The sequence below is a fragment of the Cyanobacterium sp. genome, from assembly GCF_054166785.1.
Window position 1 is genome coordinate 71,587 of sequence record NZ_JBSZCP010000018.1, and the last position, 23,199, is coordinate 94,785.

Annotated in this window: 22 protein-coding genes; 15 read left to right on the top strand and 7 right to left on the bottom strand. The window is 38.0% G+C overall.

The window, feature by feature from the left end; all coding sequences use genetic code 11:
• Positions 1-50 precede the first annotated feature (50 nt).
• The 8 genes from ACXITR_RS02810 (at position 51) to ACXITR_RS02845 (ending at position 9,467) form a co-directional block, all read left to right on the top strand.
• Positions 51-3,101 carry a response regulator gene (locus ACXITR_RS02810; RefSeq protein ID WP_457995713.1) on the top strand — a complete coding sequence of 1,017 codons (3,051 nt, stop codon included), beginning with the start codon at positions 51-53 and terminating at the stop codon, positions 3,099-3,101.
• 218 nt (positions 3,102-3,319) lie between these two features.
• Complete coding sequence (locus ACXITR_RS02815; RefSeq protein WP_457995714.1) at positions 3,320-4,597, top strand: response regulator; 1,278 nt, start codon at positions 3,320-3,322, stop codon at positions 4,595-4,597.
• Between the two features lie 44 nt (positions 4,598-4,641).
• Positions 4,642-5,385, top strand: a complete 744-nt coding sequence (locus ACXITR_RS02820) for an MHYT domain-containing protein (RefSeq protein ID WP_457995715.1) — start codon at positions 4,642-4,644, stop codon at positions 5,383-5,385.
• 161 nt (positions 5,386-5,546) lie between these two features.
• Complete coding sequence (locus ACXITR_RS02825) at positions 5,547-7,433, top strand: DNA-directed RNA polymerase subunit gamma (RefSeq protein ID WP_457995716.1); 1,887 nt, start codon at positions 5,547-5,549, stop codon at positions 7,431-7,433.
• Positions 7,434-7,471: 38 nt separating this feature from the next.
• Entirely contained in the window at positions 7,472-8,026 is a 555-nt protein-coding gene (locus ACXITR_RS02830) for a shikimate kinase (RefSeq protein WP_457995717.1), read from the top strand.
• A 65-nt stretch (positions 8,027-8,091) separates the two neighbouring features.
• A complete protein-coding gene (locus ACXITR_RS02835) occupies positions 8,092-8,742 on the top strand; it encodes a phosphate ABC transporter permease (protein ID WP_457995718.1) in 651 nt (216 codons plus the stop codon).
• A 327-nt stretch (positions 8,743-9,069) separates the two neighbouring features.
• Positions 9,070-9,267, top strand: a complete 198-nt coding sequence (locus ACXITR_RS02840; protein ID WP_446683351.1) for a type II toxin-antitoxin system HicB family antitoxin — start codon at positions 9,070-9,072, stop codon at positions 9,265-9,267.
• Entirely contained in the window at positions 9,264-9,467 is a 204-nt protein-coding gene (locus ACXITR_RS02845) for a type II toxin-antitoxin system HicA family toxin (RefSeq protein ID WP_446683352.1), read from the top strand. The genes ACXITR_RS02840 and ACXITR_RS02845 overlap by 4 nt, the downstream gene beginning before the upstream one ends.
• Before the next feature lie 71 nt (positions 9,468-9,538).
• On the opposite strand, the gene ACXITR_RS02850 is transcribed toward ACXITR_RS02845, so the two are convergent.
• The 5 genes from ACXITR_RS02850 to acnB are packed head-to-tail and all read right to left on the bottom strand — an operon-like array spanning position 9,539 to position 14,780.
• Positions 9,539-10,537: a hypothetical protein gene (locus ACXITR_RS02850; RefSeq protein ID WP_457995719.1), complete on the bottom strand. Its 999-nt coding sequence runs from the start codon at positions 10,535-10,537 to the stop codon at positions 9,539-9,541.
• Positions 10,538-10,557: 20 nt separating this feature from the next.
• Complete coding sequence (locus ACXITR_RS02855) at positions 10,558-11,337, bottom strand: hypothetical protein (RefSeq protein WP_457995720.1); 780 nt, start codon at positions 11,335-11,337, stop codon at positions 10,558-10,560.
• Between the two features lie 44 nt (positions 11,338-11,381).
• The gene (locus ACXITR_RS02860; protein WP_457995721.1) at positions 11,382-11,723 is read right to left on the bottom strand and encodes an element excision factor XisI family protein; all 342 of its coding nucleotides are present in this window, start codon (positions 11,721-11,723) and stop codon (positions 11,382-11,384) included.
• The gene (locus ACXITR_RS02865; RefSeq protein ID WP_457995722.1) at positions 11,711-12,127 is read right to left on the bottom strand and encodes a XisH family protein; all 417 of its coding nucleotides are present in this window, start codon (positions 12,125-12,127) and stop codon (positions 11,711-11,713) included. The genes ACXITR_RS02860 and ACXITR_RS02865 overlap by 13 nt, the downstream gene beginning before the upstream one ends.
• A gap of 49 nt (positions 12,128-12,176) precedes the next feature.
• Positions 12,177-14,780 (bottom strand): bifunctional aconitate hydratase 2/2-methylisocitrate dehydratase, encoded by a 2,604-nt coding sequence (acnB, locus tag ACXITR_RS02870; RefSeq protein ID WP_457995723.1) that lies wholly within the window; start codon positions 14,778-14,780, stop codon positions 12,177-12,179.
• Between the two features lie 149 nt (positions 14,781-14,929).
• Between acnB and ACXITR_RS02875 the strand changes: the two genes are divergently transcribed.
• The 5 genes from ACXITR_RS02875 (at position 14,930) to ACXITR_RS02895 (ending at position 16,672) form a co-directional block, all read left to right on the top strand.
• Positions 14,930-15,286: a hypothetical protein gene (locus ACXITR_RS02875; RefSeq protein WP_457995724.1), complete on the top strand. Its 357-nt coding sequence runs from the start codon at positions 14,930-14,932 to the stop codon at positions 15,284-15,286.
• Positions 15,287-15,313: 27 nt separating this feature from the next.
• Positions 15,314-15,658 (top strand): hypothetical protein, encoded by a 345-nt coding sequence (locus tag ACXITR_RS02880; RefSeq protein ID WP_457995725.1) that lies wholly within the window; start codon positions 15,314-15,316, stop codon positions 15,656-15,658.
• A gap of 3 nt (positions 15,659-15,661) precedes the next feature.
• A complete protein-coding gene (locus ACXITR_RS02885; protein ID WP_457995726.1) occupies positions 15,662-16,120 on the top strand; it encodes a hypothetical protein in 459 nt (152 codons plus the stop codon).
• An 87-nt stretch (positions 16,121-16,207) separates the two neighbouring features.
• Complete coding sequence (locus ACXITR_RS02890) at positions 16,208-16,456, top strand: type II toxin-antitoxin system RelE family toxin (RefSeq protein WP_457995727.1); 249 nt, start codon at positions 16,208-16,210, stop codon at positions 16,454-16,456.
• Positions 16,457-16,471: 15 nt separating this feature from the next.
• The gene (locus ACXITR_RS02895; RefSeq protein WP_457995728.1) at positions 16,472-16,672 is read left to right on the top strand and encodes a type II toxin-antitoxin system Phd/YefM family antitoxin; all 201 of its coding nucleotides are present in this window, start codon (positions 16,472-16,474) and stop codon (positions 16,670-16,672) included.
• 401 nt (positions 16,673-17,073) lie between these two features.
• Here ACXITR_RS02895 and ACXITR_RS02900 read toward each other — a convergent pair whose 3' ends face one another.
• Both ACXITR_RS02900 and sixA read right to left on the bottom strand, forming a co-directional pair.
• On the bottom strand, positions 17,074-18,216 hold the full coding sequence (locus ACXITR_RS02900; protein ID WP_457995729.1) for a citrate synthase: 1,143 nt from the start codon (positions 18,214-18,216) through the stop codon (positions 17,074-17,076).
• A 133-nt stretch (positions 18,217-18,349) separates the two neighbouring features.
• On the bottom strand, positions 18,350-18,856 hold the full coding sequence (sixA, locus tag ACXITR_RS02905; protein ID WP_457995730.1) for a phosphohistidine phosphatase SixA: 507 nt from the start codon (positions 18,854-18,856) through the stop codon (positions 18,350-18,352).
• 185 nt (positions 18,857-19,041) lie between these two features.
• Between sixA and secA the strand changes: the two genes are divergently transcribed.
• Together secA and wecB are read left to right on the top strand one after the other, a co-directional pair.
• The gene (gene secA, locus ACXITR_RS02910; protein WP_457995731.1) at positions 19,042-21,867 is read left to right on the top strand and encodes a preprotein translocase subunit SecA; all 2,826 of its coding nucleotides are present in this window, start codon (positions 19,042-19,044) and stop codon (positions 21,865-21,867) included.
• A 124-nt stretch (positions 21,868-21,991) separates the two neighbouring features.
• Complete coding sequence (gene wecB / locus ACXITR_RS02915; protein ID WP_457995732.1) at positions 21,992-23,134, top strand: non-hydrolyzing UDP-N-acetylglucosamine 2-epimerase; 1,143 nt, start codon at positions 21,992-21,994, stop codon at positions 23,132-23,134.
• The last annotated feature ends 65 nt before the right edge of the window (positions 23,135-23,199 follow it).

Here is a 23,199-nt window from a genome sequence, read left to right on the forward strand (position 1 = left end):
TGATTGCCCATTGCCTGTTGCCCATTGCCCATTGCCTATCCCCCAAAACCATGAATCAAGATCAAATTAAACTCAATTTTTTAGACGAAGCCCAAGACTGTTTTAACACCGTTGAAAGTAATGTATTAGATATTAGTGCAGCCATTGCCGAAGCGGAAAAACTAGATTTGATTTTGCGGGAGGTTCACTCAGTAAAAGGGGGGGCTGGAATGATGGGGTTTATGGCATTAAGTCAGGTAGCCCACCGCCTAGAGGATTTTTTGAAGGTGTTGCGGGTGCATCATCACTCTAGGCAGATTTCCTTGGATGTGGAAAATTTGCTCTTAAGGGCAGTGGATGCCATGGTGGTGATTAAAAATAATTATTTAGAGGGAGTAGAAGTTTCTCAAGGGTGGCTAGAAAAGGAAGTTTCCCCCATTTTTGAGGGTTTAAAGAAACATTTAGGGGAATTACAGGATGGGGATGAGGATTTATTACTTAAACAGCAGGATGAGGAAAGCAGTGGGGAGTTACAGATGTTTGAGGAGGGGGTTGATGGTATCCTCGATGATTTGGAACATCAGATCAATAATTCATCCCCTGAAAAGTTGTCCTCTGAAGTGGTGATGACGGCGGAAAAAATTTTGATGTTTGCTCGGATGGCGGATTTAGAGCCAGTGATCAATTTATCAGAATCTATCAAACAAAGGGCGATCTTAGCAGGATCTGCTTCCCAGCACCCCATGGGGGAGGATGGTATTGTAAATCTGGCTCAGGAAGCGTTAACGGTTTGGAGGCGATCGCACGGGCTAGTAATGCGGGGGAATCTGGATAAACTACCGTGGGATTTGGAAAGTTCACCCACACAAAATAATTCCATCACCGAGGAACTAAATTTAGAAAACTTTGACCTAGATTTAGAAGAAGAAGATTTACTTTCTCTGGGTAATGCCCTCGATGAAACGATCAACTTTGATTTATCCCTCGAAAATGATGATGATCTCCTATCCTCTATCAGTAACGCCCTTGATGAAACCATAGATTTTGATTTAGCGCCAGAAGACGAGATTTTATCATCCCTAAAAGAACTTTCCCCCGACTTACAAACCTTAGAAGACCTTGGGCAAGAAATCGAAGAAGCCATCGAAAATACCTTTGCCGAAATTTCCTCCGACACCGAAGAAGAATTTATTCCTAGTCCTGAGCCTCAAATTATCAAGACTGCTCCCCAAACAGGGAAAATGGTGAAAGTGCCAGTTGATCAGTTGTCAAAATTTAATAGTCTTTTTGGTAAACTAATCCTCGAGCGAAACCGCCTCAATTTACGCCTCGAACAAATCCAAAATTTTGGGGAGTTGATGCAACGGCGCATGACTCAACTAGAGCGCTCTAACAAGGAATTGAGGGATTGGTATGATCGAGCCTCTTCGGAGGGGTGGATTAATCAGCAAGACTCCACGGTAATCAAATCTTTCGATGAAAATTCTTTACTGACTAAAGCTACCCTAGAAGACTTTGACACCCTCGAAATGGATCGTTATAGCGACTTACACGTTATTTCCCAAGAACAAATCGAAACCATCGTACAGCTAAAGGAGGTTAGCACCGATATTAACTTTAGTATTGGGGATCTTAACCAATCTTTGCAAGAATTAAACCACACCATGGAATCTTTGCAAAAAAATGCCACTCGCATCCAGATGCGTCCCTTTGCTGATTTGGTGAGGGGTTTCCCTCGCTATATCCGAGATTTGGGAATGCAGTTTGGCAAAAAAGTTAATCTTAAGATTGAGGGGGAAACTACTTTACTCGATCGCACTTTTATTGAAGCCCTCAACGCTCCCCTGATGCACCTTTTACGCAATGCCTTTGATCATGGTATCGAAGATTCTCAAACCCGCATCTCATCAGGAAAACCACCCCAAGGCACCATTACCCTGAGCGCCTTTAACCGTGGTACAAAAATTATTATTACTATCCAAGATGATGGGGCAGGAATTTCTTTAGACAAGATTAGCCAACGACTTTTAAAAATGGGCATTAGTCGGGCAGAGATTGCCAAGATGAAACCTTCTCAAATTATCGATTATATTTTTAAACCGGGTTTTTCTACTGCCTCGGAAGTGACTGATTTATCAGGAAGAGGGGTAGGAATGGATATAGTACGATCTAATGTGGAGGAGTTACAGGGAGAAATCCATGCTGATAGCACCGTGGGGCAAGGCACTACTTTTACCCTTTCTTTACCTTTTAATCTTTCCATTCTTCGGGTAATGTTGGTGGAAACCAGTCAAATGGTGTTTGCGGTACCCGTAAACAGCGTCAGGGAAATTATTAAAACGGCATCCCATGGGCAAAAACAAGTGACATGGCAAAATAAAGATATTCCCGTGGTTCACCTTGAAGATTCTTTAGTTTTTAATCGTCCTTCCAAACCTTTTGAAATGGGGGGTTATCCTGTAATTGATCAGCCCACATTATTGATTGTGGGGGAAAATAATAACTGTGGGGCTATCCACCTCGAGCGTTATTGGGGTGAGCAGGAGGTGACTATTCGCCCCATTGAAACCCATTTACGGTTGCCCCTTGGTTTCATTAGTTCCCTCATTTTGGGGGATGGGCGGGTACTACCTTTAATCGATCCTGTGGTGATGCTTCAAGATGCCCTAGAACAACAGTCCATCATTGAACCACGCCCTCTAATGTTTTCCCATAATTACTATAAAGATTTTAAGGGCGATCGGGAAAATACTATCCTCATTGTCGATGATTCTATTAACGTGCGCCGTTATCTTGGGGCTACCCTCGAAAAAGCAGGTTATCAAGTAGAACAAGCAAAAGATGGACAAGAGGCGGTGGATAAACTACTCGGAGAAATTTCTGTTCAGGCTGTTATCTGTGACATCGAAATGCCCCGTCTTGATGGTTATGGAGTATTAGAAGAAATCAAAGGCAAATCTCAATTTAAGTCTTTGCCCATCATCATGCTTACTTCTCGAAGTAATGAAAAACATAAAAAATTAGCTTTTAACTTAGGTGCTGATGGCTATTTTTCTAAACCCTACAATGAGGAGGAATTACTTAAAACTATCGAAAGAGTAGTAAATGTAAATTATCTTTAGTGGACTATTATGAATATTAATAAACATGAACAAGTTTAAACATTTTAAATATTTATTTCATCAACCTTATTTCTAATACTTTATAAAAACTTTACATTAAAAACAAACTATTTCTTTACAAATAATTTAACATTGTTACATCCACCGATAAAAGTAAGTTAATGTAATACAAAATAAACACATTAATCACTCACCAATTATCTAAGTTAAAATATAAAATGAATAACCAAGATAGTAACAAAAAACTAATATTTAATCCTTTTAATATTCTTCAATATTTTTATAAAAATAGGCTAACTGCCCATGTAGAGATAGTCTCAAATTTTGTAACATGGAATCTTTATTACATTGATGGCACATTGCAATATGCGGATCATTCCTTACAATCACTAAAGACCTTAGAATATTATTTAAGTCGTACGAATCCTCAAGTTGCCACAAAAATTGTTAATGCTCTCAAAACAAAACAAAGCATTAATAACTCAAAACTGATACAGGTAGTACACTTACTATTCCAAAAACAATTAATTAATAATGAAGATAAAAATAGTCTTATCAAAGAATTAACTCAGGATGCCCTAGAGTCTTTTCTCTGGTTGAAAGAAGGGGAATATCGTCGGCAAAAATTAGAAAAAACAGAACTATCTAACCTCAAAAATGTCATAGGCGACAGTGCTATGGACATATCAGCTATGGTTAAATCTGTGCGTCTCCGTCATCAATTATGGCAAAAGGTTTCTAGGGTGGTATCCTCCCCTTATCAACGTCCTGTTTTTATCAATGTCAATGATGCTCAGAAAAGAGTACCCCAAGGAAAATTATCTGCAAGGGTATTAACACAGCTATCAAAAATAGTGAAAAGTAATACTACCATCAGAGATATTGCTACTGTTTTAAAGCAGGATGAGTTAAAAGTTATCAGTTTATTAGCCCCTTATATTCAGGGTGGCATTGTCCGTTTACAACCAGCGATTTACCCCTATGATAATTTGCCTAGTGTGTCTTCTACAAAAGAAAAAGTAACGCAGGAGGCGACACCATCACAAAAAAAAGAAGTTATTGCCAATAATGAATTTTCTTCCCCTGTTGATTCTTCATCCAAGGAGGGTAAATATAAAATTATTTGTATTGATGATAGTGTGACGATGTTAGACACTATTAAGGGCTATCTACAGGGGGATTATTTTGAGGTGGTTACGGTGGAAAATCCCATGGAGTCTCTTTCTTATCTTTTTGAAAGTAAACCTGATTTAATCTTGATGGATTTATCTATGCCAAAGATTAATGGTAATCGTCTTTCTCAAATTCTCAAGAGTAGTTCCATGTTTCAAAATGTTCCTATTATTATTGTGAGTGGCAACCATAAAATGTTGGACTCTGACAAAATGAAGAGTATTGGGGCAAGGGATTTTTTACCTAAGCCTTTTTCTCAAGTAGAGTTATTAAAAATTGTCAATAAACATCTACAAACTCAGTATTCTGAGGTAAATCAGTAAATTTTAAAATATTTAATTCTTTAATAAAAATTTAGCAAATAATCATGAATGTAACTTACGATATTCCCCTCGTTATTCTCTCGGCTATCATTGCGGTAGGGGCTGGATATTTCACCATAGAAATGTCTCAAGAAGTGACTTTTAACAAGGGTTTGGAGCGTTGGAGTTGGTTGCTCATTAGTGCTGTTACTATGGGCATGGGTATTTGGGGAATGCACTTTATCGCTATGACTGCTTTTTCCATTGAAGCGAAAATTAGTTATGATTTTCTGATTGTGCTAGTTTCTTTGTTTGCGGCGGTGTTGGGCTGTATTCAGGGTTTGTATATTATCACTCAGCCTTTGGTAACAAATAAAACCATTGGGGCAGGGGCTATTACTATGGGGGCAGCCATTGCGGGAATGCACTATATTGGTATGGCAGCTATGAGGGTGGCGGCGGATGTGAGTTATGATCCTACTTTATTTATCTTATCAGTGCTAATTGCGATCGTAGCTTCCTTTGCGGCTATAAAAATCGTAATTGGATTAAGGACGGGGAAAAAAGATGCTTTATATAACATCAAAAAAACCAGTGCTTCTTTAGTCATGGGGGTTGCTGTGCTATCAATGCACTACACGGGGATGGCTGCCGCTAAATTTAGCATTAACTATGATTTGCTTACTCAACAAGCTACTAATATTCTTGATAGCCAGATGATTGGCTTTTCTGTTGCCCTTGCAGTGTTGGGAATGTTTGCGATCGTTTACACTGTATTAGCTAATTCCCATTGGAATCGTTCCGTTTAAAATACCCTAGGGTAATACTACCGAAAATATTTGCTAAATATTATAGTATAATATATCCTCTGACCAATTATCGCCCAATGTAAAAAAATAACAAGCCCTCGGATAATTGCGGATACATTATTGATTGATTATATAGAAAAGGTTTAGCTCATTACAATAGCATGACAAAGCAACAAACAAGACAGTTTGACTACGTTAAAATCGGCATCGCCTCCCCCGAAAGAATTAGAGAATGGGGCGAGCGCACCTTACCCAATGGTATTGTAGTCGGTGAAGTAACAACCCCAGAAACCATTAACTATCGTACCCTTAAGCCCGAAATGGACGGCTTATTTTGTGAGAAAATTTTTGGTCCTTCCAAAGATTGGGAATGTCATTGTGGCAAATATAAAAGAGTACGTCATAGAGGCATTGTTTGCGAACGTTGTGGGGTTGAAGTTACAGAGTCTAGGGTGCGCCGTCATCGTATGGGCTACCTCAAATTAGCAGCCCCCGTTACCCATGTATGGTACTTAAAAGGGATTCCTAGTTATCTAAGTATTCTCCTTGATATGCCCCTGCGGGACGTGGAACAGGTAGTATATTTTAACTCCTATGTGGTGCTAAACCCCGGTAATGCCAGTAACTTGAGTAACCGTCAATTGCTCAGTGAAGATCAATGGATGGAAATTGAGGAGCAAATTTATGCCGAGGATTCAGAATTAGAAGATATTGAAGTCGGTATTGGCGCTGAGGCGGTAGAGCGTTTATTACAAGAAATTCAACTAGAAGAAGAAGCGGATAAATTAAGGGAAGATATAAGCAACAGTAAGGGTCAAAAAAGAGCGAAGTTGATTAAAAGATTACGCTTAATTGATAACTTTATTGCCACAGGCTCAAAACCTGAATGGATGGTTTTAAGTGTAATTCCCGTCATTCCCCCTGATTTGCGCCCCATGGTGCAGTTGGATGGTGGTCGTTTTGCTACCTCTGACCTTAACGATTTATACCGTCGTGTAATTAACCGTAATAATCGTTTGAAACGTCTTCAAGAAATCCTTGCCCCTGAAATTATTATCCGTAACGAAAAACGGATGTTACAAGAGGCAGTGGATGCTCTCATTGATAATGGACGTAGAGGGCGTACGGTGGTAGGTGGGAATAATCGCCCCCTCAAATCCCTTTCTGATATTATCGAAGGAAAACAAGGTCGTTTCCGTCAAAACCTCTTGGGTAAACGGGTTGACTACTCTGGACGTTCGGTAATTGTAGTAGGTCCTAGTTTACAGATTTATCAGTGCGGTTTGCCTAGGGAAATGGCGATCGAACTTTTCCAACCCTTTGTAATTAACCGTCTCATCCGTATTGGTATTGTTAGTAATATCAAGGCGGCTAAGAAAATGATTATCAAAGGTGATCCTAGCATCTGGAAAGTATTAGAAGAAGTTATCACGGGACACCCTGTTTTACTAAACCGTGCGCCGACTCTCCACCGTTTGGGTATCCAAGCCTTTGAGCCTGTATTGGTAGAGGGTAGAGCGATTCAACTCCATCCCCTTGTGTGTCCTCCTTTCAACGCTGACTTTGACGGGGACCAAATGGCGGTACACGTACCCCTTTCCATTGAAGCCCAAGCGGAAGCTCGTTTGTTGATGATGGCTTGTCATAATATCCTTTCCCCTGCTACGGGTAAACCAATTATCGCTCCTTCTCAGGATATGGTATTGGGTTGTTATTACCTCACGGCGGAAAATCCTGCGGCAACTAAGGGCGCTGATAGTTATTATGCTAACCTTGAGGATGCTTTTAGAGCCTATGAGCAAGGGTTAATTGATTTACACGCCTATGTATGGGTACGTTTTGATGGGGTGGTTGATGGTAGTCGCCCTGATGATACTCCTGAAAAGGTTGAGGAATTGGGTGATGGTAGTTGTTGGAAGTATTATGGCGATCGCAAAGTGCGCGAAACTGCCGAGGGTGAAATCATTGCCCAGTATGTCCACACTACCCCCGGACGCATTATTTATAACAAAACCATTATTGACGCTTTAGATTTTGAAGCTGTCTAATTGATGAATTAGGGGAGGCACATTGTCTCCCTTTTTTTATGGCAAATAAAATTATAATTCTCGGCAATTCTAGTTCAGGAAAATCTACTTTAGCAAAAAAAATTGTAGCAACCTACCATATTCCTTTTCTCGATTTAGATACCATTGCTTGGGAGTCTGGATTAAACCCCCAAAGACGAAGTTTAGAGGATAGTTATGGAGATATTTTGAATTTTATTCAAGGTAAAAACCATTGGATAATAGAGGGTTGCTATGGTGATTTAATTTCTTTTGTGGGTGACTATGGTAATCAATTGATATTTCCTAATCCTGACATCGATACCTGTGTGCAAAATTGCCGTCAACGTCCTTGGGAAAGCCATAAATATGAAAGTTTAGAGGCTCAGAATACTAATTTAGAAATGCTCATTACATGGATAAAAGATTATCCCCATCGCAACGATGAATTTTCCCTATCTGCCCATGGTCAAATTTTTGATGCTTTTAAAGGAAAAAAAGTCGAGTATAATCGAAATTGGGAAGAAAAAGAGGTTTTTTCTTGGCTTGATTTATTGGGGTTAATGAAAAAATACTTCACTCGGTTTAGGCATTAGAACAATACTTGTAGTCTAAAATTTTTACTGTCAATTATTCATTCTCAATTGTCCATTATTTACCTATGTTAATTCCCCTAAAAAAAGAAGCTCTTGATGATATGGTACCTGCGATCGCCACGGGAACGCAATATCGATATTATTGGGCAAATTTTTCCACATTACTAAAAAATTTATTTATATCCCTGATTGGAGTATTAATTTTTTGGCTATTAGGAGCAATCTTCGGGAAGGGGGCGCAGGGAATATCTTTAATTTTGACCGTAGCGGCTGGACTATATTGGTTATGGAGTCCAGTATATTGGGCTAGTGTGCGTAATAGTAAATATAGACGCTATCAGTACGTTGGTTTTTGGCGTGGCAGGGTATTGGATGTGTATGTTAGCGAAGAAGTAGTTAACGAAGCCTCTGCACTCAATAAACTGGGTAAGGTGATAATTGTCGAAAACTTACAGAAAAAAATTAACGTGGAAATAGGGGATAAAAGCGGTTTTAGGACGACTATATCTAGTCCTTTACAAAGAATTCATAAGGTTATTAATCGTGGTCAAGCGGTGGAAGGGTTATTATTGTCTAATGACCCTGATTTTATGCGCATTGGTAAGATTACGGATGTTTATATTCCTCGTCATAAACTTTGGGTGGGGGAATATCCTTACATTAGACGAGATATTTTTTTAGATGTGAGAAAAGAGTTAGCTAAAATTTACGGTTAATCAAAATTTTTTATTGATTGTTTTTGGCCATGGACTTAAAAATCTGTTTGAAAAGTGACGTATAAAGGAGCTTAAACATTTGAGAGTTTAAATAACTGTAGTTTAGACTAATAAAATATTGCGGGAGAATAAGTAAGCTAACAAAAATTAGCTTAAAAAGACAATAAAATGAGTTAATTAGGGTTTGCTGAATAATAATGAAGCGATCGCACTCTATACCCTCAACAAAGGTGCGATCGCTATTTTACAAGTAGATCTAAAAAAATAGTTATTTACTATAATGAATGTCAGATTCCTAAAAATAATCAATCATTCAAATAAAATAAGATGAAAGTTAAAGCAATCATTCATACAGCACAAGAAGGCGGATATTGGGCAGAAGTTCCAATTTTTCACGGATGCTATACACAAGGTGAAACTATTGAGGAAGTTTTAGAAAATCTTCAAGAAGTTATCAGTTTATATGCAGAGGATGAACCAGAAAATCTTAGCCCCTCAGATAAAGTTGTAGAATTAACTGTATGAAATCAATCTCAGGGAAAAAATTAGCAAAAATCTTGGAGAAAAAGGGATGGCGTTTAGTTCGGGTTAAAGGTAGTCATTATCGGTATCAAAAAGATAATCAAAGTATTTCTATCCCTATTCATGGTAATCAAGATTTAAAAATTGGCTTATTAAAAACTGTTATGAAACAAGCAAATTTAACTGATTCTGACTTAATTTGAACTTTTATTGAAACAAAATCGCATCTTAACCAGATCGCACTCTATACTCTCAACAAAGGGATCACCCTTATTTAATGAGAAATCCATATTAATGATTTTTTATTATCAATTTTTAGCTGTTTCCATTCTTGAAATTTATTTATAGGAGTTTCAATTAATATTTTATGGTGATTTTGAATATTTTTAGGTATTTGTTGACAACCATATTCATATAAATATTGAATTATATCAATTTCTGATTCGCTTAGTTTTTGCTGTCCACTAATTAAAATATCTTCATATATATACTCTAACATTTTTTCTGTAACTAATTTTTCTTGGGTTTCTTTTAAAAAGTTTAATCTTTGAGAGATACCATTAAATTTTATATTTTTCTGCGATAAATAAATACTTGTCAGATACACTTTTAATAAATTTGCATAATTATTATATAATGCTTGAATTAAAGGTAGAGGAACATTTACTATATCATCATCATGTAAACGAGAAATAAGATCATTTAACAAGGATTCCATTTTATTAAGTTGTTTTTCTACTGCATGTTCAAAATATTCAGATAAAGGAATATAACTTAATTTATCAACCAAACTAATAGAATCTTTAATCGAGTTGCTAACTTCTCGAATCATAATTTTTATATCACCTCTAATTATTCCTTCTAATTTATGAGTAATATTCATTAATTGATGATCAATTTGATTTAACTTCGATATAACAATAGCAAAACCAACAATACTTACACCAATGTTAATTCCCGTTATGGCAATATTGACATAAGATAACATTTGTAAATTTTGAACCATAGCAATAACTTTATCTAATTTTTGATTTGTTATTGATCCTTGTATCAATTTAGCTGCATCTATTCCCATTCCAGATACCATAATATAGGGATTTCCTGATGATAAACCAGAAGTTGTATTATTAATTAATGGTGCTACTTGTTCAAGATGAGCAACAATTTTTTTTGTGCTTATATCTCTTGCTACTCCATCTGTAATAATGATTTTTCCTGCTTTATAGGCAGTTTCTAAATGTTTGGGTAATCTAACAAGAAATGTATAATCCATAGTAACAAGCCTCTTTTTTATTATTTATTGAATCTATGATTAAAATAGCTATAACTATAAATTGAAAAAATTGTTTGTATAAATCTTAACTTCTTTTTTTCAGCCTGGTACTTAAAAAATGCAAATCCAGCGGTACCTATAATTAAAATAATATTAATTCCCCAACCAATAGGTCCTGCTAAAAAGGCTAATACCGCTTTTTTGGCAGCTTGTTGTCCTAAAATCTCGACTAACAACCATCCCATAAAACCTTGAGTCAATCTTTTAAGCATTGTATTAGCAATAATTGGTATTATGAGTAATGGCAATCCAACTGCACCCAAGGAAGTATTGCTAAATAGTATTTTTTCAAACTCTTTTTTTGATAAATCTACTTTTAAAGGTTCAAGCTCTTGTTTTAAAGTATCTACAAATCTTTTTCTTTCTTGATCTGAGAAGCTTTTATAAAGCAAAATTAGTATATTTCTACAAATTTCTTCTAATTGAATATCTACTTCTTTTTCATGTACAGAAAGACTTGTAAGAGAAGTTAGTATTTTCTCTTTATCTTCTTGTAATATTTCCCCTACTTTCTTCTTCTGGATAATATTTAATACATCCCCTTTCCAAAGAGACAATATTTCTTGATCTTTTACTGTTTTTTGTTGTAAGGAGTTTTGAGAATAATCTTTCAAGTTATTATATATAATTTGATTAAATTCATAAGAAGATTTATCAGTAGTATTATAATCACAAACTTGCTCATAAATACACTTTAATTGATCCACTTTTAAAGAATTAAGTGTTGATTTTATTGTCATAATTAACTTATTAATATTAAATTATAGTTTATGTAATTCATAATTTAAGTCACAGCAAAGTCCGTATATTTACGACTTTCAGGATCATGAAAAGCCAAAACTATATCCTCTTTTGGTACACCTTCTCTTAATAAGTCTGTTGCGATACCTTCTTCAGTCCAATCTTCCTCAATATAAATTTTCTCATTTTTAATACGAACATAAACAGAAATAGCCTTAACTCTTCTTTCATTTTTCCAGCCGATATTAAACCAGAGATATTGACTTCTTTGATCATCGAACATTAACACCTCATCTATATCAGGATCTGCTACTTGAGCGGAAATCCTTTTATATTGAGTTAAAATATTTTTGATAGCATTCTGATAGCGAATTATCTTTTCCATTGAGTTATTTCCTCTCTACTAATATCAACAACTAATAATAAAACTTGATACTTTTCTAAAATTAATTTAATTGCAATTCGTGTAAAAAATTTTTCATAAATTCTATCACCAACAGCTAAATAAACTTTAGAGTCAGGATGGGTTAAAGAAAGAAAAGTTCGATAAATTAGATATTGACCCAATGCAGTTTCAAATTCACGCATTGGTGAACGACTCAAAAAACTTTTAATCTCAATTACTACTTGAGTCCCTTGTTTTGATGCTGAAACAGTCTTCTCTCCTGCTAAATCAGCCTGTAGTTTAACTTCTTCATATTTAATGGGATAAGGATCAGCTGTTATTGTCCATCCATCTTTTATTAAAGCATTTTTAATAGCATCATGGTAAATATCTTTTGCGGGCATTTTTTGTTAATTGTTTTTATAAAAAGGTGGGCAATGCCCACCCTACAGACTATACAGGCATACCTAAAATGTCCTCGATTTTCGGCATATCTTCTAAAGCAATAACGCGCCCTTCGTCTTCAAAACCATCAATTTCATTGAAGTTCAAATAACGGTATAAATCATCCTTAAAAGGATCAATTTTCTCAGAAACGATCGCACTGTACTCCTCCACAGTGGGAATCTTGCCGAGTAAAGCACATACCGCAGCCAACTCCGCACTACCGAGATAAACCCGAGCGCCCTTACCCATACGATTATTAAAATTACGAGTAGAAGTAGAAAACACCGTCGCATTATCTTCCACACGGGCTTGATTACCCATACAAAGAGAACAACCTGGCATTTCCGTACGAGCGCCTGCTGCCGCAAACACACCGTAAACTCCCTCATTGCGCAACTGTTGTTCATCCATACGAGTCGGAGGACATATCCATAAACGTCCTTTCACAGTACCTGCACCCTCAAGGATTTTCGCAGCCGCTCGGTAATGTCCTATATTCGTCATACAAGAGCCGATAAACACCTCATCTACCTTATCCCCAGCACACTCACTCATGAGCTTAACATTATCAGGATCATTGGGGGCGGCTACAATAGGCTCTTTGATTTCATCAAGATTAACAACGATAGTATCAGCATATTCCGCATCAGGATCTCCCGACATCAAAGAAGGATTTGCCAACCATTCCTCCATCTTGGCAATACGGCGTAACATAGTACGTGGATCTTGATAACCACGGGCAATCATATTTTTTAATAAACTAACATTAGAGCGCAGATATTCCGCCACAGTCTCCTCACTTAGTTTAATTGTACTACCAGAACAAGAACGCTCGGCGGTGGCGTCGGTTAACTCGAAAGCCTGTTCTACTTTTAAATCGGGTAAACCTTCCATCTCCATGATACGACCATTGAAGACATTGATTTTATCACCTTTACCAGCGGTTAACTTACCTTCTTGCATAGCTACCCAAGGAATGGCATTAACGATGTCCCTTAAAGTAACACCTGGTTGTAATTCTCCCGTAAACTTAACCAATACCGACTCAGGCATATCCAAAGGCATAGCACCCAAAGCCGCCGCAAAAGCGACTAAACCAGAACCTGCGGGGAAAGAAATGCCCAAGGGGAAACGAGTATGAGAATCGCCCCCAGTACCCACGGTATCGGGTAATAACATACGGTTTAACCAAGAGTGAATGATGCCATCTCCCGGTTTGAGAGCAACACCGCCACGGGTAGCGAAAAAGTCGGGTAAATCCTTATGGGTTTTGATGTCCACAGGTTTAGGATAGGCGGCGGTATGGCAGAAGGTTTGTAGGGTTAAATCGGCGTTGAAGCCTAAACAAGCCAATTCTTTTAACTCATCCCTTGTCATGGGGCCAGTGGTATCCTGAGAACCTACGGTAGTCATAATGGGTTCACAGGAAGTACCAGGGCGGATGCCTTCTACGCCACAGGCTTTACCGACCATTTTCTGCGCGAGGGTGAACCCTTTACCACTATCTTCGGGGGGGGTAGGACGTACAAACAGGGTACTAGGTTCTAATCCTAATGCCTGACGGGTTTTATCGGTCAAAGCCCTACCAATGAGTAAGGGAATACGTCCCCCTGCTCTCACTTCGTCTAAAATGGTTTCGGGCTTCATGGTGAAGGTGGTTAGGGTTTCACCGTTTTCATTGGTGATTTTTCCTTCGTAGGGGTAAATGGTGATGACATCCCCTGTGTTGAATTGGTTAACGTCACATTCGATGGGCAATGCCCCAGAGTCTTCGGCGGTGTTGAAGAAAATAGGGGCGATTTTACCTCCAAGGATATAACCCCCTGCTTTTTTGTTGGGTACGAAGGGTATTTCGTCCCCTAGGTGCCACAATACGGAGTTGATGGCGGATTTACGGGATGAACCTGTACCGACTACGTCACCGACATAGGCGACGGGATGCCCTTTTTCTTTGAGTTTGGCAATGGTTTCTAATCCCTCTGGCATCCTTGATTCCAACATCGCTAGGGCGTGGAGGGGAATATCGGGGCGAGTGGTGGCATGGGGGGCGGGGGATAGGTCGTCGGTGTTGGTTTCCCCTTCTACTTTAAAGACTGTGACGGTCATGGTTTCGGGTACTTTGGGTTTACTGATAAACCATGATGCTTCTGCCCATGCGTCAATTACTTGTTTGGCGTAGGGGTTGGTTTCTGACAATTCCAATACGTCGTTAAAGGCATCGAATACCAACAGGGTTTTACTGAGGGCGATCGCAGCTTCGGAGGCGATGTCACTGTCAGGGGATTTAAGTAAACTAACAAGGGATTGCACGTTATAACCGCCCATCATAGTACCTAATAGGCTTACGGCTCCTTGTTTGGAGATGATTGGGGAGGTTAGTTCACCCTTGGCAACGGCCGTTAAAAACCCTGCTTTAACGTACGATGCTTCGTCAACTCCGGGGGGAATGCGATCGCGCAGTAGCATCATTAATTCTTCTTTTAATTCCTCTGGGGGATTCTGTAACATTTCGCATAGGTGCGATGTTTGTTCGGCTGTGAGGGGTAAGGGTGGAATGCCCTGTTTTGCTCTTTCTTCTACGTGTTGATGGTATGTTTCTAACCAAGTCATAGTATTTATGCTTATTTTTTCTATAATTTTCTATTTTAAGCATATCAAGGTCAGGAACTTTGATTTTGTATTTAATGTATCGAGTTGATTAAGAGGCGATTGATTTTGGGTATCATTGAAATAGTAATTTATAAAAAATAAGGTTATCAATGTTTTACTTAAAACAGTCTATTGAATCAGTAAAAAATGCCTTTTCTCAAGCATTACAATCTATTCCTGAATTTCTTAAACTAGATGCTTTTGAAAAAGGAAAAGTCATAGATGCTAATTTTAAATCTTTAGTAAAAGATTTGATGAAAGATTTTGGCATGATTCCAGGAGAAGATTATGAGGATAATTTGCGCGGTAATGAACCTGGTGCAGACTTTGTGATTCTTTCTCAAAAAGCTAACAACTTAATGAAAGATTTATTAGATGGGAGAATTACAGTTGTTAAAGAACATACAAGAATAAGTAAAATAGGTAACACCTACACTGTTAAAGCTCATTATAGAAAAGTTGCATAACAAATTTGTCTTGACAAAAACTGAAATATGGAATCTAAAGTTTTCAAACAAGGAAATTATGTCTGGGAGTGTAAGTCTTCTCATGATCCTAGTGGTGAAATTGATGAAACTTATTTAAAATCAGCAATTAAAAGTGTTGAAAAAAGATGGGAAAGAGAAGGAAAACCGAGTGGCTATTATTATGTTTTCCCTGTAAATTTAATAACCAATGTTACTAGACAAGAGCTAGAAAGATTTAAGCGATCTTACCAAGGTGAGGTTGATATTAATTACTATGATAGGGGTCAAGTACAAAAGTTAATTCAAAATCTATCAAAATTAAGTGATATGCAATCACTTGTTAATTATATTGAACAAGTATGGAAAGGATAAAAAATGTCACAAGAAATTCAATTTTACACTACTGATCTATTCTCTGATAGATTTCTTTCTGAATTTGACGGAGAAACTGATCCTTTTCCTTCAACCAATATTTATCAATGTTTAAAAGTATTATTTCAAGGAACCGAAACGAAATCAAAAGAATATGTAGAAAAATATTTTTATAATGTTGAATTGGATTATTTATCTATATATTCATCCAACTTAGAAAAAGTTAATCAGAATTTTAATAAAGAACTTCAATATATTTTTAATCCTAAAACTAATACTTTTTCATTCGTAGATGGAAAACTATGGTCAAATTTAGAAAAAATAATATTGGAGCAAACTAAAGATAATTTATCAAAAGATGACAATGGTAAATCTTTAAAAAACAATGTTAAAATTGCCCAAGACTATAAGAAACTATCAGATGTGTTTCAAAAAAGGATGCTATTTATGGCAATTTTTTAGAAAATATAATTTTTCTTTGATGTTTTTTAGATTTTATTCAATTTAGAACAGCCTGTAGAGGAATAAAATATTGTTCATTAAAATAAAGTGAAATATGAAGTAGAATTTAAACCAAAAGCTCTTAAAGATTTAGGAAAATTATCAAATAATATTCAACGTAGAATTATTGATAAAGTTGAAATTATGAAAAATAATTTGCATGGAGATATTAAAAAAATGACTAATTTCACCCCTGAATATCGTTTGAGAGTTGGAGATTATAGAGTATTATTTGAAATAGAAAATCAAACAATAATAATTTACAGAATAAAACACAGAAGTAAGGCTTATTTTTAATAATGGAGTTTAGCAATGATCCAATTACATCCTGAATTTATTACGAAAAATGGAAATAAAGAGTTTGCCGTTTTACCTTATGAGGAATTTACTAAAATTCAAGAATTATTAGAAGATTTAGAAGACTTACAAGATTTAAGAAAAGCAAAAAAAGAGGAAAAAAACAGTCCTTCAATTCCTTTAAGTGAAGTCAAAAAAATGTTTAATTTATCATGATTTTCTCTTAATTAAGAGGTGTTAGTGCTCAGTCTTCGTTTTGCTTAGCATTTTTTCTGTTTAGGAGGTGCGATCGCCCTTAAACCTAATTTTTTTCAAAAAAGTTGACACTTTTAAAATAGCTATGTTAAATTATTACTAATTAAACATTAACGTTTAACCGTTCAGGAAGAAAGGAGGTGATGCCCATGGTTGAGAGTAGTAAAACTTTGGGTTCCCTATCTGGAGAAAGTGAACTGAGTTCTGGAGCAATTCTTTAAAACGTAATTCTAATTTGGTCATTGGTGCGTTCACGAGAGTGATAAAAAAGTTTCATCCAGCAGTTACACCCAAACCTGTTAGGGAATCCTTAACAATAAAAAGCCCTTGGATATTCCGAGGGCTTCTTGTTGCTTGATTATTTAACGATCTTCCATCGGAGTATAAACCCCATCCTTCTCACCCACATAAATCTGAGTAGGTCTAAAAATACGATTAACCGCTAATTGCTCCCTCCAGTGGGCTAACCAACCAGCCACCCGGGAAATCGCAAACATCGGAGTAAATAAATCTGGCTTAATACCCAACTTACGGTAAACCAAACCAGAATAAAAATCCACATTAGCATAAATTCCCTTATGCCCTAGTTTTTCCGCTACAACATTTTCCACCTCCAACGCAATATCATAATATTCATCATGACCCGTAAGCTCAAATAAACGCTCCGCAAGTTGTTGCAAGATCTTAGCACGAGGATCTTTAACCTTATATACCCGATGCCCAAAACCCATAATTTTTTTCTTATGCTCAATACAATCCTCAATATAAGGACGAACATTTTCCACCGAGCCAATTTCCTCTAACATGGTTAAAACCTCCTCATTAGCTCCCCCGTGAAGAGGTCCTGCTAAAGTACCCACCGCAGAAGCCACCACCGCATAAGGATCAGTTAAAGTAGAAGATGTTACCATCGCCGAAAAAGTAGAAGCATTCATCGTATGCTCAGCATGGAGCATCAAACACACATCGAAAATACGAGCTTCCAAAGGCTCTGGCTCTTTTTCCGTGAGCATATACAAAAAATTAGCCGAATAATTAAGATCATCATTAGGCTTAACAGAATCATTTCCCTCACGCATCTGAGAAAAAGCAGCTACCATGGTAGGAATTTTAGCCAAAATTCTCACCACCGCATCTCGAATATACTCCTCCTTATCCAACGCCCTGCGAGAATAAAACAACCCAAGGGCTGCCGCAGAAGTTTGTAAAGCATCCATGGGATGACCACTTTCAGGAAAACACTTCATCATATCCCGAATATGATACTTAATCCTTCTATGGTTATTTATATCTACCTGAAAACTATCTAACTCCTCCTTACTGGGTAATCTACCCCAAATCAATAAAAAAGCAGTTTCTAAAAAGGTACTCTTAGCGGCTAACTCCTCAATATTGATACCCCTATATTTTAAAATACCTTCCTTCCCATCCACAAAGCTAATACTAGACTTAGCGACGGGGACTCCTTCTAAACCTGGTTTGAACTCACAAGCTGGTTGTGCCATTTTTATACCTTATACAAATAAATATATTAAGTGAAAATAACTGATTCTAAGTTTCTCATAAGTCATAGGAGATACTAAACGGCTGTTAAAATATCTAGGACTTTTGTTAAATTCCATTGTTAACCTTCACCCGTCAACTGTCAATTGGTGATAACAACCACTTTGGAGAGGTAAGTAAAAATATTTCACTATTTCCCACGGGGTTATCCATAGTTAAAATCTCAATACCGATTACTCCTGCTTTTTTTAGGGCAATTTTTCCCTCACTATTACCCCATAGTAATATTTCTGCCCAGTTTCCCAAATCAGGTTGATGACCCACTAAAATTAGTTTATCTCCTTGAGTATAGCCCGACTGTTGTAACCAATGAAGCCATACTTCAATATCACCATCAGGAAGCAAAGCATTATTTTCTGCCATCTTGGGCGCAAGATTATTGTTTAATAAAATTTGGGCCGTTTCCTTCGCTCGAACATAAGGGCTAGTCAGAATAAGATTACAAGGGTTTTCTATATTTTTAAACTTTTGGGCAACCTGATTAGTTTTAACGATACCTTTAGGGGTTAATGCCCTTTGGGGGTTATCTACCCCTGCGATTCTTTCTTGGGCAATGCCATGACGAACAAAATATATTTTCATCGCTAAAAATAGTTGAAAGTTTTATTAAACCATCATCAATTTAGCGTGTAATTGATTCCCCTTTGTTAAATTTTCCCACTCCTTGAGTCAACCCTAGATAGTAGTTAACCTACATGGGGTATTTTCCTCAAAATGATATGATTAAGAAATATATGAATGAGTGGAAAGAATTATAAAAATAGAGTATGTTTAAAAAGTTATTTGGTGATCCTAACACAAGGAAATTAAAGAAGTTACAACCTCTAATTGCCGAGATTAACCTGTTAGAGGAAGATTTTAAAAATTTATCTGACGATGAAATGAGGGCAAAAACTGCTTCTTTTAAGGAGATGTTTGCCAAAACCAAAACCAAGGAAGAAAGAGACGATTTATTAGACGAAATTTTGGTAGAGGCTTTCGCTTTGGTGAGGGAAGCGGGGATAAGGGTTTTAGGGATGCGTCATTATGATGTCCAACTTTTAGGGGGCATTGTCTTGCACACAGGGCAAATTGCGGAGATGAAAACAGGGGAGGGAAAAACCCTTGTGGCAACTTTACCAGCTTATCTTAATGGGTTGACGGGTAAAGGGGTTCATGTGGTGACGGTTAACGATTATTTGGCTCGTCGTGATGCGGAGTGGATGGGGCAAATTCACCGCTTTTTAGGTTTAGAGGTGGGCTTAATTCAAAGTGGTATGACTTCGGTGGAGCGTCGCAAAAACTATTTGGCAGACATCACCTATGCAACCAACAGTGAGTTGGGCTTTGATTATTTGCGAGATAATATGGCGACTTCTATTGAGGAGGTGGTACAACGATCGCCCCATTATTCTATCATTGACGAAGTAGATTCTATTTTAGTGGATGAAGCCCGTACACCGCTAATTATTTCGGGACAAGTAGATCGCCCCATAGAAAAATATCAACAAGCGGCTCAAATTGCCCAAATGCTCATCAAGCAAGAGGAAGAAGGAGATGGCGGACATTATGAAGTGGACGAAAAAGCCAAAAATGTTCTTTTAACCGATGAAGGTTTTGCCAAAGCAGAGGAATTATTGGGAGTTGCTGATTTATATGATCAGGAAAATCCTTGGGCGCACTACGTTTTCAATGCCATCAAAGCTAAAGAATTATTTACCCGTGACGTTAACTACATGGTACGTAATGATGAGGTGGTAATTGTCGATGAATTTACAGGAAGGGTATTAGCAGGAAGAAGATGGAGCGATGGTTTACACCAAGCCATGGAAGCCAAGGAAGGGGTAGAAATTCAACGGGAAACCCAAACCCTAGCTAGTATTACCTATCAAAATTTCTTCTTGTTATACGAGAAGTTATCGGGGATGACGGGTACTGCTAAAACCGAGGAAACAGAATTTGAGAAGGTTTACAATTTGGAAGTAACCATTGTACCCACCAATCGCCCCAACTCCCGTAATGATTTAGCCGATGTAGTCTATAAAAATGAAATCGCTAAATGGAAGGCCGTGGCGGAAGAGTGTGCGGAAATGCACGAAACGGGGCGCCCCGTATTGGTAGGTACTACCAGTGTAGAGAAATCAGAACTATTATCCGCTTTGTTGGCAGAGAAGAAAATTCCCCATAACCTGCTCAATGCTCGCCCTGAAAACGTAGAAAGGGAATCGGAAATTGTGGCTCAGGCAGGAAGAAAAGGCGCTGTTACCATTGCCACCAACATGGCAGGGCGTGGTACAGATATTATCCTTGGGGGTAACTCCGACTACATGGCAAGGTTAAAAATTCGGGAATATTTCATGCCCCAAGTGGTGCGTCCAGAGGATGATCAGTTAAAATTTAGTGTAGCTGGTATCGATACGGGCAAGAAAGCCAAAGGACAAGGATTTAATGGTAATGGTAACGGTAAAAAGCCAAAAACTTGGAAAGCTACTTCCGATATTTTCCCCTGTGAGTTATCCAGTGACACCGAAGCTCAGTTGAAAGAAACTGTTAAGTTAGCGGTGGATACCTATGGTTTTCAGACTTTATCAGAGTTAGATGCTGAGGAAAAAATTGCGATCGCAGCGGAAAAAGCACCCATCGAAGATCCTGTTTTAATCAAACTCAGGGAAGCCTATAATCTCATTCGTGGTGAATACGAAAATCTCACGGGCAAAGAACACGATGACGTAATTCAATCAGGGGGTTTACACGTAATCGGTACAGAAAGACATGAATCTCGCCGTATTGACAACCAATTGAGAGGTAGAGCAGGAAGACAGGGCGATCCCGGTTCCACCCGCTTCTTTTTGAGCCTAGAAGACAATTTATTACGGATTTTTGGGGGCGATCGTGTGGCAGGACTCATGAATGCTTTTAGGGTAGAAGAAGATATGCCCATCGAGTCTGGAATGCTCACCCGCTCCCTTGAAGGCGCCCAGAAAAAGGTGGAAACCTTCTACTATGATGCCCGTAAGAGCGTCTTTGAATACGACGAAGTGATGAACAACCAAAGACGGGCTATTTATGCCGAACGTCGTCGAGTCTTACAAGGGGAAGACTTAAAAGATCAAGTTATTCAATACGCCGAAAAAACCATGGATGAAATCGTAGATGCCTACGTCAATCCAGAGTTACCCCCCGATGAGTGGAACTTAGAAGCCTTAGTGGATAAAGCCAAAGAATTTATTTATCTGCTTCAAGATGTCACCGTCAAGGACTTAGAAGACATGACACCCACGGAAATGAAGACCTTTTTAAGGGAAGAAGTCCACAAAGCCTATGATCTCAAAGAAAATCAAATTGAGCAACTCCAACCCGGGTTAATGCGTCAAGCCGAAAGATTCTTTATCCTCCAACAAATTGACACCCTCTGGCGTGAACATTTACAAAATATGGATGGATTAAGGGAAGCCGTAGGCTTAAGGGGTTACGGACAAAAAGATCCCCTCATTGAATACAAACAAGAAGGGTACGAAATGTTCTTGGAAATGATGATTGATATTCGCCGTAACGTGGTTTATTCTCTCTTCCAATTCCAACCCCAAGCCCAACCCCAAGCCCAACCAGTATAATTGTTATTTCTCTTAACAAGGGTTGAAACATCAATAGAGGAAAGACGTAAGGGTTATTCTACCCTTATCAACTCTTGCTCCTCTCCCCAAGGGGTTTAAACCCCTTGCCCTATTTGTTTATAATATGACTTTATTTGAAGAAGATATTAAAATGTCCGCCCAAAAAACCATCTGCATTACCCTTGGTACACGCCCTGAAGCCATCAAACTTGCTCCCGTTATTCAAACCTTTCAACAAGCCTCAGACTTTGACACCAAAGTGATTTTGACAGGACAACATCGGGAAATGGTCGCCCAGGTAATGGACATTTTTGGTTTAACCGCCGATGAAGATTTAGACATCATGCAACCCAAGCAAACCCTCAGTGACATCACCCACCGCAGTTTACAAGGGTTAGAAAAAATATTTCAGAAAATACAACCTCAGTTAGTAATCGCCCAAGGAGACACCACCACCGCCTTTGCCGCCGCCCTCGCTTCATTTTATCAACAAATTCCCGTAGGTCATGTGGAAGCTGGATTACGCACCAATAATATTTATAATCCTTTCCCCGAAGAAGCTAACCGCCGTCTGATTTCCCAAATTACCCAACTCCATTTTGCTCCCACTACCTTAGCGGTGGAAAACTTAAAAAATTCAGGGGTAACGGGAGAAATTCATCATACGGGCAACACGGTTATTGATGCTCTATTATCTGTGGCTGATAAAAATCCTCCCTGTGATGTGGAGGGGTTAAATTGGGATAAATATAAGGTTTTATTAACCACTGTCCATCGCCGAGAAAATTGGGGCGAACCTTTACAGGAGATTATTAAGGGTATGCAGTTCATCTTAGATCAATTTCCTGATGTGGCGATACTGCTTCCTCTCCACCGCAATCCTACGGTTAGAAATCCTATCAAACAGGCTTTTGATGACCATGAAAGGGTATTTTTAACTGAGCCGTTAGATTATCAAGAATTAGTAGGGGCAATTAAGCGTTGTTTTTTCCTTTTAACTGATTCGGGAGGGTTACAAGAAGAAGCTCCTAGTTTAGGAAAACCTGTTTTAGTTTTACGGGAAACCACGGAAAGACCAGAAGCGGTGAGTGCAGGAACTGCTAAATTAATCGGTACTGATGCAGATATTATTTTTAAATCTGCCCAAGAATTATTGGTCAATAAAAGTAGCTATGAAGAAATGGCAGGGGCAATCAATCCTTTTGGTGATGGAAAAGCGTGCGATCGCATCTTGAAAATAACCAGAAATTACTTAGAGGTTGCTTAAAAAGTGGTGTCGTTGAGATAGGGGTAATGAGTAATGGGTAATGGGTAATGAGTAATGAGTAGTGG

Excerpts from the sequence above, each read along its gene's own strand:
- ACXITR_RS02880 (WP_457995725.1), top strand. The coding sequence starts at position 15,314 with ATGGAATCTAAAGTTTTCAAACAAGGAAATTATGTCTGGGAGTGTAAG.
- ACXITR_RS02815 (WP_457995714.1), top strand. The coding sequence starts at position 3,320 with ATGAATAACCAAGATAGTAACAAAAAACTAATATTTAATCCTTTTAAT.
- ACXITR_RS02825 (WP_457995716.1), top strand. The coding sequence starts at position 5,547 with ATGACAAAGCAACAAACAAGACAGTTTGACTACGTTAAAATCGGCATC.
- ACXITR_RS02885 (WP_457995726.1), top strand. The coding sequence starts at position 15,662 with ATGTCACAAGAAATTCAATTTTACACTACTGATCTATTCTCTGATAGA.
- ACXITR_RS02855 (WP_457995720.1), bottom strand. The coding sequence starts at position 11,337 with ATGACAATAAAATCAACACTTAATTCTTTAAAAGTGGATCAATTAAAG.
- acnB (WP_457995723.1), bottom strand. The coding sequence starts at position 14,780 with ATGACTTGGTTAGAAACATACCATCAACACGTAGAAGAAAGAGCAAAA.
- ACXITR_RS02835 (WP_457995718.1), top strand. The coding sequence starts at position 8,092 with ATGTTAATTCCCCTAAAAAAAGAAGCTCTTGATGATATGGTACCTGCG.
- ACXITR_RS02860 (WP_457995721.1), bottom strand. The coding sequence starts at position 11,723 with ATGGAAAAGATAATTCGCTATCAGAATGCTATCAAAAATATTTTAACT.
- sixA (WP_457995730.1), bottom strand. The coding sequence starts at position 18,856 with ATGAAAATATATTTTGTTCGTCATGGCATTGCCCAAGAAAGAATCGCA.
- ACXITR_RS02840 (WP_446683351.1), top strand. The coding sequence starts at position 9,070 with ATGAAAGTTAAAGCAATCATTCATACAGCACAAGAAGGCGGATATTGG.
- wecB (WP_457995732.1), top strand. The coding sequence starts at position 21,992 with ATGACTTTATTTGAAGAAGATATTAAAATGTCCGCCCAAAAAACCATC.
- ACXITR_RS02820 (WP_457995715.1), top strand. The coding sequence starts at position 4,642 with ATGAATGTAACTTACGATATTCCCCTCGTTATTCTCTCGGCTATCATT.
- ACXITR_RS02900 (WP_457995729.1), bottom strand. The coding sequence starts at position 18,216 with ATGGCACAACCAGCTTGTGAGTTCAAACCAGGTTTAGAAGGAGTCCCC.
- ACXITR_RS02830 (WP_457995717.1), top strand. The coding sequence starts at position 7,472 with ATGGCAAATAAAATTATAATTCTCGGCAATTCTAGTTCAGGAAAATCT.
- ACXITR_RS02845 (WP_446683352.1), top strand. The coding sequence starts at position 9,264 with ATGAAATCAATCTCAGGGAAAAAATTAGCAAAAATCTTGGAGAAAAAG.
- ACXITR_RS02895 (WP_457995728.1), top strand. The coding sequence starts at position 16,472 with ATGATCCAATTACATCCTGAATTTATTACGAAAAATGGAAATAAAGAG.
- ACXITR_RS02850 (WP_457995719.1), bottom strand. The coding sequence starts at position 10,537 with ATGGATTATACATTTCTTGTTAGATTACCCAAACATTTAGAAACTGCC.
- ACXITR_RS02810 (WP_457995713.1), top strand. The coding sequence starts at position 51 with ATGAATCAAGATCAAATTAAACTCAATTTTTTAGACGAAGCCCAAGAC.
- secA (WP_457995731.1), top strand. The coding sequence starts at position 19,042 with ATGTTTAAAAAGTTATTTGGTGATCCTAACACAAGGAAATTAAAGAAG.
- ACXITR_RS02875 (WP_457995724.1), top strand. The coding sequence starts at position 14,930 with ATGTTTTACTTAAAACAGTCTATTGAATCAGTAAAAAATGCCTTTTCT.
- ACXITR_RS02865 (WP_457995722.1), bottom strand. The coding sequence starts at position 12,127 with ATGCCCGCAAAAGATATTTACCATGATGCTATTAAAAATGCTTTAATA.